18 protein-coding genes are annotated in these 16,493 nt (G+C 67.3%); 11 read left to right on the forward strand and 7 right to left on the reverse strand.

What is annotated here, in order from left to right; all coding sequences use genetic code 11:
• Positions 1-2,001: 2,001 nt before the first annotated feature.
• A complete protein-coding gene (locus ACZ67T_RS41180) occupies positions 2,002-2,961 on the reverse strand; it encodes a hypothetical protein (RefSeq protein ID WP_469991535.1) in 960 nt (319 codons plus the stop codon).
• Between the two features lie 311 nt (positions 2,962-3,272).
• Between ACZ67T_RS41180 and ACZ67T_RS41185 the strand changes: the two genes are divergently transcribed.
• Complete coding sequence (locus ACZ67T_RS41185) at positions 3,273-3,461, forward strand: hypothetical protein (protein WP_469991537.1); 189 nt, start codon at positions 3,273-3,275, stop codon at positions 3,459-3,461.
• Between the two features lie 257 nt (positions 3,462-3,718).
• Here ACZ67T_RS41185 and ACZ67T_RS41190 read toward each other — a convergent pair whose 3' ends face one another.
• Together ACZ67T_RS41190 and ACZ67T_RS41195 are read right to left on the reverse strand one after the other, a co-directional pair.
• Positions 3,719-3,949 (reverse strand): cold-shock protein, encoded by a 231-nt coding sequence (locus ACZ67T_RS41190; protein ID WP_469991635.1) that lies wholly within the window; start codon positions 3,947-3,949, stop codon positions 3,719-3,721.
• 227 nt (positions 3,950-4,176) lie between these two features.
• Positions 4,177-4,719 carry an RNA polymerase sigma factor gene (locus ACZ67T_RS41195; protein ID WP_469991539.1) on the reverse strand — a complete coding sequence of 181 codons (543 nt, stop codon included), beginning with the start codon at positions 4,717-4,719 and terminating at the stop codon, positions 4,177-4,179.
• A 688-nt stretch (positions 4,720-5,407) separates the two neighbouring features.
• On the opposite strand from ACZ67T_RS41195, the gene ACZ67T_RS41200 reads away from it, so the two are divergent.
• From ACZ67T_RS41200 to ACZ67T_RS41215, 4 genes are all read left to right on the forward strand, one after another.
• Positions 5,408-5,782 carry a peptidoglycan-binding domain-containing protein gene (locus tag ACZ67T_RS41200; RefSeq protein WP_469991541.1) on the forward strand — a complete coding sequence of 125 codons (375 nt, stop codon included), beginning with the start codon at positions 5,408-5,410 and terminating at the stop codon, positions 5,780-5,782.
• Positions 5,783-5,996: 214 nt separating this feature from the next.
• Positions 5,997-6,545 carry a hypothetical protein gene (locus ACZ67T_RS41205; protein ID WP_469991543.1) on the forward strand — a complete coding sequence of 183 codons (549 nt, stop codon included), beginning with the start codon at positions 5,997-5,999 and terminating at the stop codon, positions 6,543-6,545.
• Between the two features lie 341 nt (positions 6,546-6,886).
• Positions 6,887-7,063, forward strand: a complete 177-nt coding sequence (locus ACZ67T_RS41210; RefSeq protein ID WP_469991544.1) for a hypothetical protein — start codon at positions 6,887-6,889, stop codon at positions 7,061-7,063.
• A gap of 269 nt (positions 7,064-7,332) precedes the next feature.
• Positions 7,333-7,755, forward strand: coding sequence for a hypothetical protein (locus ACZ67T_RS41215; protein ID WP_469991546.1), 423 nt, complete (start codon positions 7,333-7,335; stop codon positions 7,753-7,755).
• Between the two features lie 165 nt (positions 7,756-7,920).
• Here the strand turns inward: ACZ67T_RS41215 and ACZ67T_RS41220 are convergent, their stop codons facing one another.
• Complete coding sequence (locus ACZ67T_RS41220; protein ID WP_469991548.1) at positions 7,921-9,165, reverse strand: hypothetical protein; 1,245 nt, start codon at positions 9,163-9,165, stop codon at positions 7,921-7,923.
• 266 nt (positions 9,166-9,431) lie between these two features.
• On the opposite strand from ACZ67T_RS41220, the gene ACZ67T_RS41225 reads away from it, so the two are divergent.
• The 3 genes from ACZ67T_RS41225 (at position 9,432) to ACZ67T_RS41235 (ending at position 11,366) form a co-directional block, all read left to right on the forward strand.
• On the forward strand, positions 9,432-10,235 hold the full coding sequence (locus tag ACZ67T_RS41225; protein WP_469991550.1) for a ParA family protein: 804 nt from the start codon (positions 9,432-9,434) through the stop codon (positions 10,233-10,235).
• Entirely contained in the window at positions 10,232-10,621 is a 390-nt protein-coding gene (locus ACZ67T_RS41230) for a hypothetical protein (protein WP_469991552.1), read from the forward strand. The genes ACZ67T_RS41225 and ACZ67T_RS41230 overlap by 4 nt, the downstream gene beginning before the upstream one ends.
• Positions 10,622-10,916: 295 nt before the next feature.
• Positions 10,917-11,366: a hypothetical protein gene (locus tag ACZ67T_RS41235; RefSeq protein WP_469991554.1), complete on the forward strand. Its 450-nt coding sequence runs from the start codon at positions 10,917-10,919 to the stop codon at positions 11,364-11,366.
• A 251-nt stretch (positions 11,367-11,617) separates the two neighbouring features.
• Here the strand turns inward: ACZ67T_RS41235 and ACZ67T_RS41240 are convergent, their stop codons facing one another.
• A complete protein-coding gene (locus ACZ67T_RS41240) occupies positions 11,618-12,454 on the reverse strand; it encodes a hypothetical protein (RefSeq protein WP_469991556.1) in 837 nt (278 codons plus the stop codon).
• Between the two features lie 286 nt (positions 12,455-12,740).
• On the opposite strand from ACZ67T_RS41240, the gene ACZ67T_RS41245 reads away from it, so the two are divergent.
• Positions 12,741-12,890, forward strand: a complete 150-nt coding sequence (locus ACZ67T_RS41245) for a hypothetical protein (protein ID WP_469991558.1) — start codon at positions 12,741-12,743, stop codon at positions 12,888-12,890.
• Positions 12,891-12,946: 56 nt separating this feature from the next.
• Here ACZ67T_RS41245 and ACZ67T_RS41250 read toward each other — a convergent pair whose 3' ends face one another.
• A complete protein-coding gene (locus tag ACZ67T_RS41250) occupies positions 12,947-13,339 on the reverse strand; it encodes a hypothetical protein (RefSeq protein ID WP_469991560.1) in 393 nt (130 codons plus the stop codon).
• A gap of 249 nt (positions 13,340-13,588) precedes the next feature.
• On the opposite strand from ACZ67T_RS41250, the gene ACZ67T_RS41255 reads away from it, so the two are divergent.
• Together ACZ67T_RS41255 and ACZ67T_RS41260 are read left to right on the forward strand one after the other, a co-directional pair.
• Positions 13,589-14,860 (forward strand): pentapeptide repeat-containing protein, encoded by a 1,272-nt coding sequence (locus ACZ67T_RS41255; RefSeq protein WP_469991562.1) that lies wholly within the window; start codon positions 13,589-13,591, stop codon positions 14,858-14,860.
• Between the two features lie 194 nt (positions 14,861-15,054).
• Entirely contained in the window at positions 15,055-15,732 is a 678-nt protein-coding gene (locus tag ACZ67T_RS41260) for a recombinase family protein (RefSeq protein WP_469991564.1), read from the forward strand.
• A 241-nt stretch (positions 15,733-15,973) separates the two neighbouring features.
• On the opposite strand, the gene ACZ67T_RS41265 is transcribed toward ACZ67T_RS41260, so the two are convergent.
• The coding region (locus ACZ67T_RS41265) for a collagen-like triple helix repeat-containing protein (protein ID WP_469991566.1) at positions 15,974-16,493 on the reverse strand (520 nt) is incomplete at its 5' end.

Raw genomic sequence — 16,493 nt, forward strand, 5'->3', positions numbered from 1 at the left:
GCTCGTGTTGCTCTTCTTGCTCACTACCTGGAACTGCTTCCTCCGGGACCTGTCGTCCCAGTATCAGGCTGTCCAGCTCAGAGGGGGAACTTCACACCTGCGGCTGCTGCTTAGCGGGTCCGAAGGCGCAGTCTTGGTAGATGCTGACGCACTGGCCCCCGTTGCCGACCACCTGCGGCCCCTGCTTAACGCCACCCGAGTTCGGGCCGACGGCAGGACCGCCGTAGACGCAGCCTGGGCGGCCGGCGCACGGGTTAGGGGCGACGTCACCGTTCTTGTTCTTGTTCAAGTTGGGGCCGACGGCAGGACCGCCGTAGACGCAGCCTGGGCGGCCGGCGCACGGGTTAGGGGCGACGTCACCGTTCTTGTTCTTGTTCAAGTTGGGGCCGACGGCAGGACCGCCGTAGACGCAGCCTGGGCGGCCGGCGCACGGGTTAGGGGCGACGTCACCGTTCTTGTTCGAGATCTGGCCGGGGACCTTGCCGATGACAGCACCGACCTGGTTACCGCCGGTGCAGGGGTTTTGCTTGGTGCACGGCGCTGCAGGTGCGGCCTTTGCGTTTGGTGCTGCCTGATGTGCTGCCGCGGCGGTCCCCATGCCTGCCCCGAGTGCAAGCGTCACGGCCACGCCGGATGCGCCGACCAGGCGAGGTATGCGACGCCGGATGCTTGTCACTGTGGTCGCTTCCTTACATGTGAAAGCGGTGCGCTTGCCTGTCCAGTCATCGTGGGGCGCCGGGCATCACCGTCGCGTGACGTCGGCGTGACGGGGCTGGCGGCCTGCGAGTTCAGCAACTCCACGAGTTGCGGAACGGGTGCCAGCGGCTACAGGCCCGGCCGCCCGGGGCGTCGTCCAGCCCAGTCGGTGCTGTGGCTGCGATCCCTGTCGCAGCGTTTCCGCAGGTCGTCCCCGAGTGACGGGTTTTCCGGCAGTCGGGGACGACCTGGTTAAACGAAGCGTTTCCGCAGGTCAGACCCGAGTGACGGGTTTCCCGACTGTCGGGGAACCCTGCAGTCTCTTTAAGAAGACTGTGGTTGAGAAAACTGGGAGAAGACGATGAGCGCCTTGCGGCGCGAGCCGCTGGTGACGCCCGTAGGGCTAAGTACCGGTAGTAGGGCGTGCGGGTGCGTGAGCGGCTTCGCCGCGTCCGGCGGCGCGGGCGCCGAAGAGGTCTCTCGCTCGGGGAAGGCTGGGAAGGCTCGGGCCGGTGGCCCAGGGCGGCCGTGGTTCGTCGTCCGGCAGCTGGCCGACGTCCGGCCCGAAGCTGGAGCGCACTGTCATGCCGGTGGGCACCGCCTCGGCGGCCGCGGCGTCCGATCGTCCAGCGCAACCCCCTAACAGGCCCTTGCGCCGTCCCTCTCAGTGGGTCCAGTACTCCCGGTACTGGACCCACTGCCACTTCGCAGGGCGAGCCCCTCACGCTGAAAGCGCAGTTCGGAGCCGCAATTGGAGTGCGGCCGCAGGGGAACTGAGCAGCGAAGCGACCGACAGGCCCGCTTCGCGGGCGCGAGGGCCTGTTAGGGGTCAGAAGATGGAGCGCGGGGCCCCGTCCCACGGCAAGGCCGGTGCTGGACTGACCGCATCATCGTGGCCAGGGTTGGACGGGGCCCCGCGCCGTGGAGGCCGGCCCAAGTCCTCACGTGAAAGCCCACCCATGAACGGACGCGCTTCGCGCGGCACTTGAACGGCAAGGCCGGGCGCGTCCCTGAGCGGCCGCCTGACGGCCTTTCATGGGATCGGGGTGGAACGGGACTCCTGGCACGTGATCGTCGATCTCCGGGCCTACTGGCGCCCCACGGGGCCGTAGTTGGAGACGCGCTTCGTGCGGCGACAGGAAAAGAGAACGGCCTCGCGCGGCTGTGTGGCCGCCAGGGGGCCGTTCTCGCGTCCAGGGTGAACTGGTGCCAGCAACGCATGATCGGCGCTCTGCGCTGCGCACAGGGCCCTTCCTGGGGCTCTATTGGGCTAGGTACCAGGTGGGGTGGCTGTTGCGAGAGAGGTCACGGCTTCTTGCGTGGCCGGTTCCTCAGCTCGTTGCGGTAGAAGACCAGTTCCTTGCTCACCTTCTCGGGCGCTCTCTCCGCGAGCCCCTCGTCGGTCAGCTGAAAGCGGTGCGGCTCGTACCGGTCGGCGACCGACCGGATCCCGAGGAACGCTTCGATGCTGTCCTGCTCCACAGGGCGGATCAGACCGAACTTGCACAGCATCCGGCAGGAATCCCGGTAGGCATCGGGCCTGAGCCCGAACTCGCCCTCTCGCCGGTTCGCGTAGAGGTACACACCCGAATCGCTGTGCCGTCCGGGATGGTCGTACTGCAGAGTCCGCAGGGTGAACCACGTCGCCAGCTCCGAAGGCGTGAGCACCTGCACCCACCCGTTCAGGAAGAAGTCCTTGGGAGCCGGAATACCTGCCCGGGGCACCTCGTAGGTCTTGGGCGCGTGCTTCCGCCCCCGGCCGGTCTCGAACATCAGAGAGAAGGCTCCGTAGTCGAAAGCGCGCCGGCCTCCCTTGCGCGGCAGGCTCACCAGGGCCAGTTCCCCCTCGGCAGCGTCAATATCGCTGCTGCCCCGCAGAGTTCGCAGCGCCCCCTGGACCTGACGCAGCCGGCAGACAGCCGCATCCCGCTCCTGCTTGGTCTCCCGCAAGTACGTTCCGGTAGCCGAGCTGTAAGCGCCGTCCACCGCCACAAAGTTCGTCCAGCCCTGCTCGCCCTCCAATGGGCGCTGAGACTCCCACGGGGCGCCATAGCTCAGGCGGCACTGCGCCTCGAAGAGCGCGATCAGGTAGAACCGCAGCGCGATCCCGCGCGGGCTGAGCAGACCCGCGGACGGAGGCGCCGGCGCCTCCGAGTCGCCCGTCGCCACCAGCTGTCTGCGCACCAGGATGTGCTGCGGCTTGAACTTGGACTCCCACACCTCCTGCAGCGCAGCGTTGGCCTTCACGACCTCGTTCGTGTGCATCAACTGCTTCAGCCGCCGCTGCCGCCGCTCGACTGATTCCAGCTCCCCAGCCAAGTCCCCGCCCCCCACAACGTTTTGCTCTCAACGCTTTGATCCGACCTTAAGGATTACTACTTGTATATCTAATAAGTAACTAAGGGACGGATCAAAACGTTCTCGGAGTCCCTCTGACACCCCTTCAGCACCCGCGAGAATGGAGTAGAGGGCCCGGACAAGCCGGGCTCGACGGCCTGCCGTTCGTCCCAGAAATGGCGAACGGCCCCGGATGCCGCCGGGGCCGTCAGAAACTGACTCACGATTGGATCTGCTCTTTGACCAGACTACGACAGAACACTCCTGACAACACCCCCTCGTCCCCCGAACCGCTCCCCCTGCGGTGGGGCATCATCCTGACTGCGGCCGTGGTGGCGGGCGCGATCGCCTTCATGGTGGGCGGACCGCTCCCGGCCCTCGGCGCCGCGGCCGCCGCGGTCAGCACACTGCACGCTGTGCTCGCCTGACACCCACAGGCGCGGTCCTGCCGATGAGTGACCGGCCGGACCGCGCCGCGCGCAGCATGCAGCTCGCCGCGAGTACAAGAACCGGGTCAGCGCACTCGCGCCCTGACCATGATCGTTCTCAGCGCCAACCGCTGTACCGATGTTCCCGAGGCCGGACTCCGTGCAGGACTGAGAGCCTGTGAATCGCAGAGTTGAGCGGCCGGCTCCAGGTTGGAACCGGCCGCTCCACGTGCTGGCCTGATTGCGGGTCCGTGCTGTCAGGCCCTGACGACTTCGATAGCTTCCGCCGGCTTACCGGCGCCGATCTTCTTGGCGTTGAGGCGGAACCACACGCGCTCGCCTTCCACGAGGGTGCCCGCAGCTTGGCTGACGGACGAGTAGTGGACGAACACATCTGCTCCGCCGTCTACAGCAATGAAGCCGTAGCCCTTGTCGGCGTTGTACCACTTGACCGTTCCTTGGAGCCATCCGTTCCCTTCAGGGCGCACGGCCGTCGGATCGGGTGTGTGGGCATCTCGGGGTGCAGTCTCCTGTTGGGGTGTCCGCCTCCGCCGGGATTCTGCGGCGGCAACACCGTCCTGCCCGATGATCTCGGAGAGCCCTCGGGAGAGGTCCATGCCCCGCTTGAGGGCGCTCAGTACCGATGCGTCCCTGGCCTCCAGCCACGGGTCCAGCTCAGGGTCGCGGTCGGCGATGTAGTTGTCGTAGTTCTCGCTCACTGGACACCTCCTCGCTGGTCACGGTGGGCCCTAAGGGTGGCCCGTGCGCGGCAGAGATTCTGACGTACCGCATCCTCCGTGATCTTCAATTCCTCGGCGATCTCCCACACTTCGTAGTTGTCGTAGAACCACGCCATGACCTGCTGTTGCCTGGGCGGCAAACTGGCGATCACTGCGTAGACCTCGCGCTCTTGGTCGCTCAACTCAATGTTCGTAGGCACCTGCGACTCAGCCCGGGGCTCAGGAACCTCACCAGGCAGGTCTTCGCGCACTTTCAGCTTCGTCCGGAAGTAGGCACGGGCCGCCACCGTGCGCAGCCAGCGCAGGGGGTACTTGATGTTGTCCCACTTCTGATACGCCTGTACAAAGGCTTCCTGGGCGGCGTCGGCGGCTTCCTGAGGGCTCGCCCCATGCTTCATGATGAAGCGGGCAAGCAGGGGCATTTCTGTCCGGTACACATCGGCGAACGTCTGCGGCCGAGGATCCGGTCTGACCTGTGTTGTGCGGGTACTGGGGGGCCGGGAAGTTTCATCCACCATGAAGCTCCCGATCCTTCTGGGGGACTTGCTCGCCTACTTCGATCGTGACCTCATCTCCGGCAGCAGAGCGCATACGCACCCGGCTGCCGCTTGGCAGCCCTCGTACCATCCGCGCGCCGGCACGGTGCTGGGAGACTGCGGCATCCGCAGCTCGCCGGGCCCGGACCCATACGGTCAAGCATCGGGCGGCGTATGCCACGACGCATACGCTGACGCTCGCCAAGACTTCCATGCACCCCTCCTTCTGTGCCTGATACCCGAGGCACACACCCGCCGGTCGGCGATGGGCTATGGCTTAGTGCACGGAGAACCTCGCCGTGTGACATCCGATCGGGAATTGACGGCAAGATCCGGTTGGGCGCGGTCATCTGAACGCCCGTCGGAGAGCAGTCCTAGGGGCCGCAGTGCTCGGTGTGGGCGTACATCCAGGTGCGTACGGAGGCTTCACCGGGGACAGGCTTCGTGGCACCCGCGTGGGTGAGTCCAGGTCCAAAGGGGTATGGGCCACGGTCGTCGGGCCTTTACGCTCAGCCCTCGCGCCGGATGCTCGTGACCGGGCTTCGCATGCTCCCCCAGCGCGCCGTAGTGCGCTCTGCTCTGACGGCCGGTGCATGGATACGTTCGCTCTCAACCGATCCGGGCGGGCTGTCCCGCCCCCGTTCGAAGGGCTCTCAGATTGCGTCAGAGCATGAGACTTTCGCTCGCGTCCGCTGTACTGGCCGCGGCTCTGCTCCCGGTCGGCTCCGCCAGTGCCGCGCTGGCCACACCCGCCACCGCTCAAGCGGCGACCGCTGTGGCGGTGAACTGCCGGGGAACCGTCGACACGGGAATCTACTGCGGCTACGACCTCAGCAACGCCTACACGGATCGCGGCGACTCCGGCGCGAAGGTGAAGGAGCTCCAGGCGCTGCTGATCTACCACGGCTACTCGGTGGGCTCCACCGGCGTAGACGGCTACTTCGGAGCCGCCACGGAGGCCGCCGTGAAACGCTTCCAAACTGCGGAGAAGATTCGCGCCGACGGCATTGTGGGCGCGACTACCTGGGGGTACCTCCGGGCCTAGTTGTATTGCCCTATCAAGCAACGTTCGCCCTGTTGTGACGCGCCGCCCGGATCGATTCCGGACGGCGCGTCGTGCGCTGTGCCGGGACCTCGGCGGTCCCCGGGGGGCCGCCGAGGTCCCGACAGCGGTCGAGGATCACTTCGCCGTAGCTTCGGGAGAACAGGGCCAGGACAGAGCGAAGTTGAGGACGCGGCTCTGCGGGAGCATGTTCGCCATGCCCAGCACTCTGTGGACTCTCCTCGTGGCCACTGTCACCGCCGTGGTCACGACCGTCGCGACCGGTCTCCTGGTCACCCCGCGACTGGACGCCCGCAAGCAGCGCATCCAGCAGGCTCACTCCAGCCGCGACACGTTCAACTCAAGCCTGCTGACGGTCCTCTCGGCCTGCAGCCGCCTCCAGGGCGTGCAGATACCCCCGGAAGGCGACCCCGCGTGCTCGCCGGTCGTACGTGAGCGGCTCGCCGCCGAGCGGCAGCGGTGGCTGCAGCAGATCGACGACGCCACCCGGTGGATGGTCGACCACGTGGAAACGTTCGCCGCCGGCTGGCCGCTCAGCAGCCTGCGGAACATCGCCACCGCGTACGCGGGCAACGCGCGGATGCTGATGCTGTCGGAACGAGCGGAAGACACGAAGCTGGAGCTGCTGCTCGCCCTGACCGAACCGGTCCAGGACCTGTTCTTCACCTACTGGTGGCACCGGATGCGCCACCACCTCGCAGCCCGGCGGGCCTTCACCAACGCGCTGGCCCGCCTCGCCGCATAACCGTGCGAGTGCCGCGAGTGCCGCTGCGTCCTGATCTGAGCCCGCGGGCCGGGCTCGTATGGCCCGGCCCCGTGCTGGCCAACGTCGTCCTGCAGTCCCGGCGGCTACGCCATGAGCTGGTGCAGCCCGACGACAGTCGCCCCGGCAGCACCAAGCCCTGGCACATGGCACGGAGGCTGGCGGAGGTCGACTTCCTCCGGGGTGAGCGGATCGTCTGGCCGCCGGACAGGCGACGTTCTCCGAGCGGCATGGTGTTCGGGGTTCCGAACTCGAACTGGCATACAGCGCAAGGGCGTTAAGGTGTGTGCCCCATTCTTCTCCCGAGCAAGGAGTGCCGCGCCGTGGCGAGCCGCCTGTCGAGGAATCAGCTGATTGCGATTGTCGTGCCCATCGTGTGCGCCCTCATCGGACTTGCCGGGGTGCTTCTCGCTAAGTCGGGCGGCGGCTCGCAGAACAACTGCCGAGACTCCGCCCAGTGCGCGCAGCGCGACAACGTCAACATCGAGAAGTCCCCGTGACCCCCATCCGGCGGTCGGGCGTCACCGTTCTCGCGGTCAGCGCCGTTCTCGCTCTGACGGGTTGCGGCACGTCAACCGAACTGAACTGCAGTGGTTCCTCGCAGTGCGCAGGGGACAGGAATGTTCATGAGGAAGGGGGAGGGGCGGCCGGCGGCGGAGGCGGTGGACGGGCATCGGCAGAGGCCACAACACGCTCTCCCCAAGGGGGTGGCTCCCCCAAGGCCGATGAGAGCGGCTTCACCACGCTGTACAAGGACCGGAACCTCAAGGTGGGGCTGGCCTACCCCAACAACTGCTACGACACGTTCGTCGACTTCGACAAGGGCCGGGCGTGGAGCGCGGATGACCGCGGAGACGACGAGGCCGAGATCAATCTCAAAGCCTGCTACGTCGACTTCGGGCAGTACATCAACGCCCGGTCCGCGGGCTTCTCCGACATTCAGCACCCCGATGCGCAGCAGTGCATGGAAGCCTCGCAGACCGGCGGCTTGCAGACCCTCGAAGACTGGGGCGCGGTCTATGAGCAGAAGCCGATCAGGCAGGGCATGACCATCTGCTTCGAGACGGAACTCGGCAACGTCGCCCGTGTCGAAGTCACTGAGGCGAACTGGAAGCGGTACGACGACAGCGGGGAAGCCTTCCACCGCCCCTTCTACGTCTTCAAGACGACGGCCTGGCAGCCCTCGGACTGACGGCTCCGGGGGCGGGCAGAGGGCCGACGGCTACTTTGCACCGTGGGTCAGAGGTAGGACACCGGGGCCCGCTCGCCCAGAAATTCGCACTCAGCTCGCTCTAACAGCTATCGCTACCGCGTCTTTTGTCGCTAGCAGAAAAACTCGCGGATTCGCTAGTTATCCTCACGGCCGTACGGCCGCGGTCTTCGATGCTCGGCCCCAGCCCTGGCCCCGGTCGATCGCGGCGAGCAGTACCGGCTCCCATCCGGCGGCCGCGAGGTCGGCGTCGCTCCCCAGGCCCGCGTCGGTGAGAACGGAGAGCTGGACAGCGTGCTCGACGCCCTCCGCCCACGCGTCGCGTACGGCCTGGCGCACGGCGATACGGGCCTGCAGTTCGGCGGTGGAGTTCTCCTCGCCCGTCCGGCGCAGCTGGGCAAGGGCGCGACCGCGGTCGGCGACGTCGTCCAGGAGCGCGGCGGCCTTCTCGGCGTCCGGCTGCCTCGGCGCCCACGTCGCCTGGGGCTTCACGCCCCGGCGCAGCTGCTCCATGCGCGTGGGCAGCGGCTCCCAGGACGGCTGCCCGGCCATCTCGATGTTCGTGTCGGTGACCGCCCGGGTCCAGGCGCGGGCCAGGCCCCGGGGCATGAGGGGCGTCCCGGCGGGCACGGCCTGGCCGTCGTGGTGGTTGCCGTGCAGGGAGACCCACAGCGCGGTCGCGGTGCCGCCGACCCGGGTCAGCAGCCGCTGACGCTCGGGCAGCCACCGCTTGATCGCCGCCCTCGACAGGCCGGACAGGGCGAGCAGTTCAGTGAACGACTCCGCCTCGCTCCAGCCCTGGGGCCGGCGCGCCACGCGCAGTTCTTCCAGGGTCGGCGAGAGGTCCTCGATCTCGAGGGCGCACATCTCGCCCGCCCGGATGCCGGTGTCGGAGACCGTGGCGCCGATGGCGAGCATCCGCAGCTGGCTGGTGGTCGCGTCCGGGGAGTCGGCGAGCTCGGTGAGCTGTGCCCTGAGCAGCGAGCGGGTCCGCGCGGCGACGGGCCGCCTGCTCGGCGGATCGGGCTGCGGCGGCAGATCGGCGAAGTCCTCGGCGCCGCACGCCGTGACCAACAGGCGGAGAACCTCGAGGCGGATCTGCTCGGACTTGTCGGAGCCCTGGGACGGAGCGGCGGCACGGCGTACCCGCAGCTGACCGGTGCGGGCCAGGCGCAGGTACGCGTCGACCGGTTCACGGGTGAAGACCGCGTCAACGGCGGCCTCGTCTCCGAGCGGGTGCTCGGCGTGGGCCAGGGCACGCGTGTACTCGCCGGCCACCCACTTCACCTGGCGGCCGCGGGCAGCGGAGACGGACGGCCAGGACGTCACCTCGGCGGCGGCCGCGGCGAGCAGGTCGGCCCCGGTGAGCTCCTGGTCGTAGTCGATCGGCATGGACGACAGCATTTCACTGACACACGCCTCGAGTCAGCGAATCGCTTGCTTTTTCGCTAGCAGAAAAGCTCTCTGTGTAGTTGTCGGCAACGCCGTCAACTTGGCAATCTTGTCTGCTAAGGATCACGCGAGCCGGGATGATGACCGGAACGCTCGCTGACACGCGAGGCGGCGTCCGCCGCGGGACCGTGTCTGGCCTGCTGACATGCTGAGCACACTAACGAGCTGGCCTGCTGAGAACCGGGCGGGCGGGGATGGAGGAAGCGATGGCCCGACGGGTCGCAATGGTCAACAACAAGGGAGGCACCGGCAAGACGACGACCACGGTCCGTCTCGCCGAGGGCCTCGCCAAGGCGGGGAAGCGGGTGCTCGTGGTCGACATGGACCCGCAGGGCAACGCCTCTTCCATGCTCGGATGGAAGTACAAGCCGAACGAGGACCAGCCGACCATCAGTCAGGCCATCAAGGCCGACCGCGACGGCGCGGCCAAGGGCGTACTACAGCCCATCGGCTGGACGAGCAGCTACGCGAGCCGGATCAGCCTCGCACCCGCCAAGCTCACCCTGGAGAACCGGGTGAGCGAGGCCGGCATCTCCGGGGCCTGGCGCCGCCTCGACAAGGCCCTGGACGGCGTCGACGACCACGTGGACTACACGCTCATCGACTGCCCTCCGAGCATGTTCCATCTCACCCAACTCGCCTTCGCAGCCGCCCACGACGCGATCATCGTGACCGAGGCCGACTTCTACGCCATCGAAGCAGCCAAGCGTGTGCGCTCCTTCATCGCGGAGCGCGTGCCCAAGGACCTGGCCAACCCCGAACTGGCGCTGCGCGGCGTTGTCGTCAACGCGTTCAACGACACCCTGGTCCAGCGAGAGCAGCGCGACTCGGTGCGCCGGATCTTCGGCCCGCTGGTGTGGGAGCCGACGGTCCGGCTGCGCACCGCGCTGGCCGAGGTCGACAACGACGGCCTGCCCATCACCGAGGCCCGCGGAGACAAGGCCTCCGAAGTACGCGCCACGTACGAACTGCTCACCCAGACGTTCCTGAAGGAGATCCCGGCCCCGTGAGTCCACGCCCTCCCGGCCGTACCGCCGATGATGAAATCCCGGACCTGCCCGCGGACGACGACGACGTCGTAGTCGGCGACGAGGTCGTCAAAGCGGCGAGCGGGAACCGTCGCAATTCTGCTAGCGGAATTCCTACCAGCCGCAAGCAACTTGGACTTCCGCCCCGCAAGCGCGGCCGCCCCGCCGGCCCCGTCCGCGTCATGATGAACGTGCGCGTCCTGCTGGAGACCGACCAGCTCGTGACCTCGATCGGCGAGGCCACAGGTATGGGCCCGCAGCAGGTCGCCGACGCAGCGATCGCCCACTACGCCCAGCACCTGCGGCGTACCGGGAAGCTCCCGAAGGAACTCGAGGAATCCTCCCGGGACCGCACGGAAGCGTCCTGAGCCGCACCCCGTCAGAGTGGCCCGGGTCTGCCTACCGGGCCGCTCTCACGCGAGGAACGGGGCGGCTCAGTAGGCACCCATCCGCCTTCGCTGTACGCCTCTTGGGAAGCGTCAGGGTGCGACATCATCGTTAGCTGTGGATCTCTCAGGCATTGCGGCACTCTGCGCCCTCGCGAGTATTCCTGTGACTTTGGTTGTCGCCAGATGGCAGAAACGCACCACGCTGGAGCAGATGGAGGCGAGCCATCGGACAGCGTTGGCTCAGTCCGAAGCAAGCCATCGGACAGCCTTGGCCGTGGCGGAGGCAGCTCATCAGAGCGCCCTCGACCTTGCAGAGGTACGTCACCGACACGAGTTGGTCAAGGCCCGCCGAGAGAGGTACCACCAGCTCGAAGAGTCGCGCAGGAGCGATCTCGCAGAGACGTACCGGCTCTTCCAGAAGGCGCTGAACAAGTTCAGCAACCTCGTAGCAAGCGGCGTGGACGAGGAGGCTGAGTTCCGGGCAGCGTTCGGAGAGGTACACGATCTCGATCACGCCATAGGGGTGCTGCTAAGGGGCGAGGCTCAGCGTCTCAGCCACCTCATACGTCTTAAATGCGAAGATCTCACCTCTGGTGGAATGACGGCAGCGGAACGTGATGAGGTCTGGCGTTCAGAAGTCAGACCCCTGCGCTACGAACTCAATCGCGAGATGGGGAAACTCCTGGATCCCTCGCGGCGCGAGCCGCCTCCTCTTCACCCGTGAACGGTTCCACCGAGCGAGGGCTGAGGGCCGGCGGAAGCCCTCAGCAGCCACCGGGTGCTTTCTTTTCCGCTAGCGAAATCAGTTGCTTTAACGATATCCGCTTAGATATGAGATTGGACACTTGCCACCTGGCGCGTACCGACAGGTCGGCTGCCCGCACCGGTACCAGAGTCCGAGATGAACATGCGAGGCAAGTTCCACAAGGCCCGCAGCCCGGTCGTGCCGTCCGACGGTCGACCTCACCGCCCATCTCAAGACGACACACGGCCCTTTGGGGGCGCTCCCCCTGGTGATCCGCGACGCGGGGCGACCTGGCGGGCAATACGCCGATCCCGGGCACGAGCTGCACGGGCGTGTGCGGCAGCCGCCATGAGCCGATCCGCCATGGCAATCACATCCCGCGCGTCGTCAGGCACGAGTTCACTGCACGTCCGAGCGATCCATTCACACGCCTCGTCGGTCGGGATCGTCTCGCCATCGAGGTACCTCTCGATCCGCAGGGTCTTCGACTTGAACACCAGCCACAGCTCGTCGAGGAGACCGGTCTTGTCGATTGCCTTCTTCAGTTCATCGACGAACTGAACTTGCTCTTCCGGGACATCGATATGAACGCGCGGTGCCTTCGGCCGAGGGAGGACGCCTCGGCGCCCGCCTAGCTCCCGAAAGCGCTTCTTCCACTGCGCTCCGAGCGCGCGCCCCTCGTGCTCAAGGGGAAGACGGTCAATCCAGCCCCAGGCCGGGTCGCTGGAATCGCCATCAACAGGAAGCTCGGCATCCGGGCTTCCCGCCCACCACCGCAGCAAGGTGCCGACGGTGACGCCCTGGGGCACACGCGTCCCGGAGAGCGCCGCGTAGAGGGCGGCCCGGGAGACGAGCGTCTCCCGGTGCCCCGCGATCCAACCGACGGTGACCTGGCCCTCGCCGAGGTGACGAAGGTCGAATGCGAAGGCCTGGAGCGGCCCTTCCTCAGGGTCGGGAACGCGGGGGCGAGCTGGCATATGCCAATTCCTCTGCTGCTTACTGTCTTTGATGTCTCGCGACATCTTTTCACAAAAATAGTTGTCAGTGCCGTTCCATATGCTCTTCATGCGACGAGAGCAGCCCTGTCAGGGGAGCGGAAATCACGGCTTTTCTGATGGAGCACCGCGCCAACGGGCTCTCGGCGTACAGCAGTCCGAGTCGGTCGACGTACCTGGAGGTGAAACGACTGCGGCCCCCCGCGCCAACGGGGGGCCGCACAGCAGTCCGACGGGTCTTGCACCTGGTCCTGAAGTACCTGAGCACTTCACCGATTGGAGAAGAACCATCCGTTCCGACACCGAGGCTACGGGGCAGTCAGACCTGCCGTCGAGCCACACGCCCCGCTGGAAGTCCTTGTGGACGGCCCTCCGTGCCATCACTTCCCGGCACAGAGCCCTGACCACCGTCTTCGGCGCCGCCTTCCTGGGGCTGACCGGCGGCATCTGCCGCACCTTCGGTGAGCATCTCGGCACAGAGATGCTCACCTGGTTCCTGCGCGGCTGATCTGGCTGGCCCCGTCTTCGTGTGTCGCCGGGCTACGCCGGCGACACACGAACGACTCAGCTCCTGGCCTGAGGTACCCCGTGTCCCAGGCTTCGCCGCCCTGGCCTCGGCGTCCCTGCCGTCGGCACCGGCGCTGGCAGTGCGGGGGCATCGGCCCTGTCTTCACCGAGATGATGCAGCACCGCCTTGGTGGCGGCGGGAATCGCCGCCAGGAGGCGGGCGACCTCCGGATCAATGGCGGAAAGGGCAGTGACGATGGTGTCGATTGCCTCCACCGCATCGGAGGCGCTGGCGAGGTTCCACGCACCGGGTTCGGCCGCATCCGCAAGGGCACACGCACCATCGGCGACTTGAGCAACCAGGTCCTCAAGACCAGGTGCGGCCTGGTCGGGAAGTTCCATGCCCGGCCCAACGGGGACGGTGACGAAGAGTGCGGAGGCGAGGGTCACCCGCCCATCGTCCATGATCGACGACGCTTACAGCGCGCACACGAGGCACGTGACGCACCACGGCATTGACGCTCCTGTGCGAGCGCGAGGTCACTGGCAGATGCGTGACATCCCGCCCGCCAGCTCCTGACGATGTCGCCCTCCTGCGCCAGCCTCATCGGGCCCAGCCAAGTCGCGCCGCCTAGCGAGCCCCCGGCATCTTTCGTCAAGTCGCTGTCCCGGACGGCGGGCGGGCTCCATGCTCCTGACGTGGCTGTCTCACTCCGGCGCAAGCGCGAGGCCCCCCGGGGCCGGTACACACCGAACCTCTGGCCCGTCTGGATCGTGGCACCCGTGGCGCTGATAGCCGCCGGTGCCCTCGGCTGGGTCATCTACCACTACGCCTACGACCACTTCGCGCAGGCCGCTCAAGGCCAGACACCGGCCAAGCCGGTCGACATCAATGACGTCCTCAAAGCCACCGTCACCGCCCTGACCCTGATCGGTGCCGTCCTCGCCGGTCTGTACGCCTACCGCAAACAGCTCCTCGCCGAGGGCGACGCGCACCGCGCCGACGCAAGCCAGCTCGCCGACCGCTACACCACCGCCGCCGAACAACTCGGCCACGACCAAGCCGCCGTCCGCCTCGCCGGCGTCTACGCCCTCGCCCGCCTCGCCGACGACTGGGCAGAACAACGCCAGGTCTGCATCGACGTCCTGTGCGCCTACCTCCGCATCCCCTACGAACCCGACCAGACAGCCCCCGAACACAAGGCCGGTGAGCGGGAAGTCCGGCAGACCATCATCCGCGTCATCCGAGACCACCTACAGGAACCGGACGCAGCCACTGCCTGGTGCGAGTACAACTTCGACTTCACCGGGGCCGCCTTCGACGGCGGCAGCTTCTCAACCAGCCACTTTCGAGGCACGGTCGACTTCGTCGGCGCGACGTTCAGCGGCGGCACGGTCGACTTCGGCCACGCGACATTCGGCGGCGGCACGGTCGACTTCACCAGCGCGACGTTCACCGGCGGCACAGTCGACTTCACCAGCGCGACGTTCAGCGGCGGCAGGCTCGACTTCGGCGGCGCGGAGTTCGGCGGCGGCACGGTCGACTTCCTCCACGCGACGTTCACCGGCGGCACAGTCGACTTCACCAGCGCGACGTTCAGCGGCGGCACAGTCGACTTCCACGGCGCGACGTTCAGCGGCGGCACAGTCGCCTTCCTCGGCGCGACGTTCAGCGGCGGCACAGTCGCCTTCCTCGGCGCGACGTTCAGCGGCGGCACGGTGTCCTTCGGCCACGCGACATTCAGCGGCACAGTCGACTTCGGCCACGCGACATTCAGCGGCGGCACAGTCGACTTCGTCGCCGCGAGGTTCAGCGGCGGCACGGTGTCCTTCGGCCACGCGACGTTCAGCGGCGGCACAGTCGACTTCCACGGCGCGACGCTCACCGGCGGCACAGTCGACTTCGACGGCGCAACGTTCAGAGGGACCTCGTTTGACTGGGGCCCTGTTCCCGTCCCGGCGGGCGCCTAGACCGCCCTCGTCCCCGCCCTGGCCGTGCGTGGCGCAGGCCCGCCGCCCGTGTCCATGAACCGATCGGTTGTTGGACATGGTCCCTTGCGGGGGCAGCTCGGGCCGGAGAATCGACTCCCCGTGTTCAAGAAGGGTGTTCATCAATTCAGCGTGTTCAAGAACTCGCTGAGGCCCTTTTCTGTACGCTGCCGTGCATGACGACGACCGCAGAATGGGCTGACGCCGACAGCCCGATGGAGACCTTCCCCGCGAATGCGTCCGGAGCCCGGGTCGGGTACGGGCGGGTGTCCACGCAGGGGCAGCTGCTCGACCGACAGATCGCCGCCCTGGAAGCGGCCGGCTGCGTGCGGGTGTTCACCGACAAGAAGTCCGGCAAGAACGCGGAACGCGAGGAGCTGTGGAAGTGCCTCGACTACCTCCGCCCCGGCGACACCCTCGTCGTGCCCTCCCTGGACCGCCTGGGCCGCTCGATCCAGGACCTGATCGCAATCGTCGCTGGCCTCCGCAAGCGCGGCATCGGCTTCCAGTCGCTGCACGAATCCCTCGACACCACCACGCCCGGCGGCCGTCTGGTCTTCCACGTCTTCGCCGCGCTCGCGGAGTTCATCCGCGAACTCATCGTGCAGGGCACCCATGAGGGCCTGGCGGCCGCTCGCGCCCGCGGTGAACGGATCGGCCGGCCACCCGCCATGACGGAGGAACAGATCCGCCACGCCCGCGGGCTGCTGACGGATCCGGACAACACCATCACGTCCATCGCCAAGCTGCTGGGCGTCTCCCGTACGACGCTCTACAAGTACGTCCCAGAGCTGGCGGTCGGCCGCGACTCGTTGGTTCCGAGCTCTCGCAAGGGTTTGCCAGAGTCACGTTGACTCCGGCCCCCCTTCCCTGCCGCCAGTGCAGCGTAGGCCAACGCGCAGCCCGGGCTCGACCTACGCTGCGCGGGCCACGTGGAGTACTGCGTCGCCGTCGCGCTCGCCGAGGCCGTACCGACGCTCGTGGAGCAGTGCTGACCACGTGGATGAAGCTTCCCCGCCGACATCCCGTGCGCCGAGGCTTCACCCGGCTACATCTGTGTGGCGCATCTCCGGTGAGGCAACTGATCCGTTCTCGTCACGAGGCGTTGTAGCACGTGACGTAGGCCTGAGCGGCCACTGCAAAGTTTGGAGAGGTGTTCCAGAACCGGACATGCCAACCAGTGCCATCATCCGTGGAGAAGCTTTCGGAGACGTAAACTTCCGAGGCCCCGGCTTGCCAATAGCCGCCGCCGGTAGCCACCTTCCCGTCGGGGCATTGGGCGGTCAGCTCTACAGATCCATTGGGTTCAACAAAAGTCCCCTCAGTATTAACGCGTTCATACCCGGTGAGGCTTGGGCCGGTGGCTCCAGTCGCACCCGTGGCACCGGGGGTGCCGGGGGTGCCGGGGGAACCCGTCGCGCCTGTGGCGCCGGGAGTGCCGGGAGTGCCGGGGGAACCCGTCGCGCCTGTGGCGCCGGGGATGCCCTGCAGGCCGGTGTCGCCCTTGGGACCGGTCGCGCCGGGGATGCCCTGCAGGCCGGTGTCGCCCTTGGGACCGGTCGCGCCGGGGATGCCCTGCAGGCCGGTGTCGCCCTTGGGACCGGTCGCGCCCGTG

This window comes from Streptomyces sp. NPDC107517, from assembly GCF_055582645.1.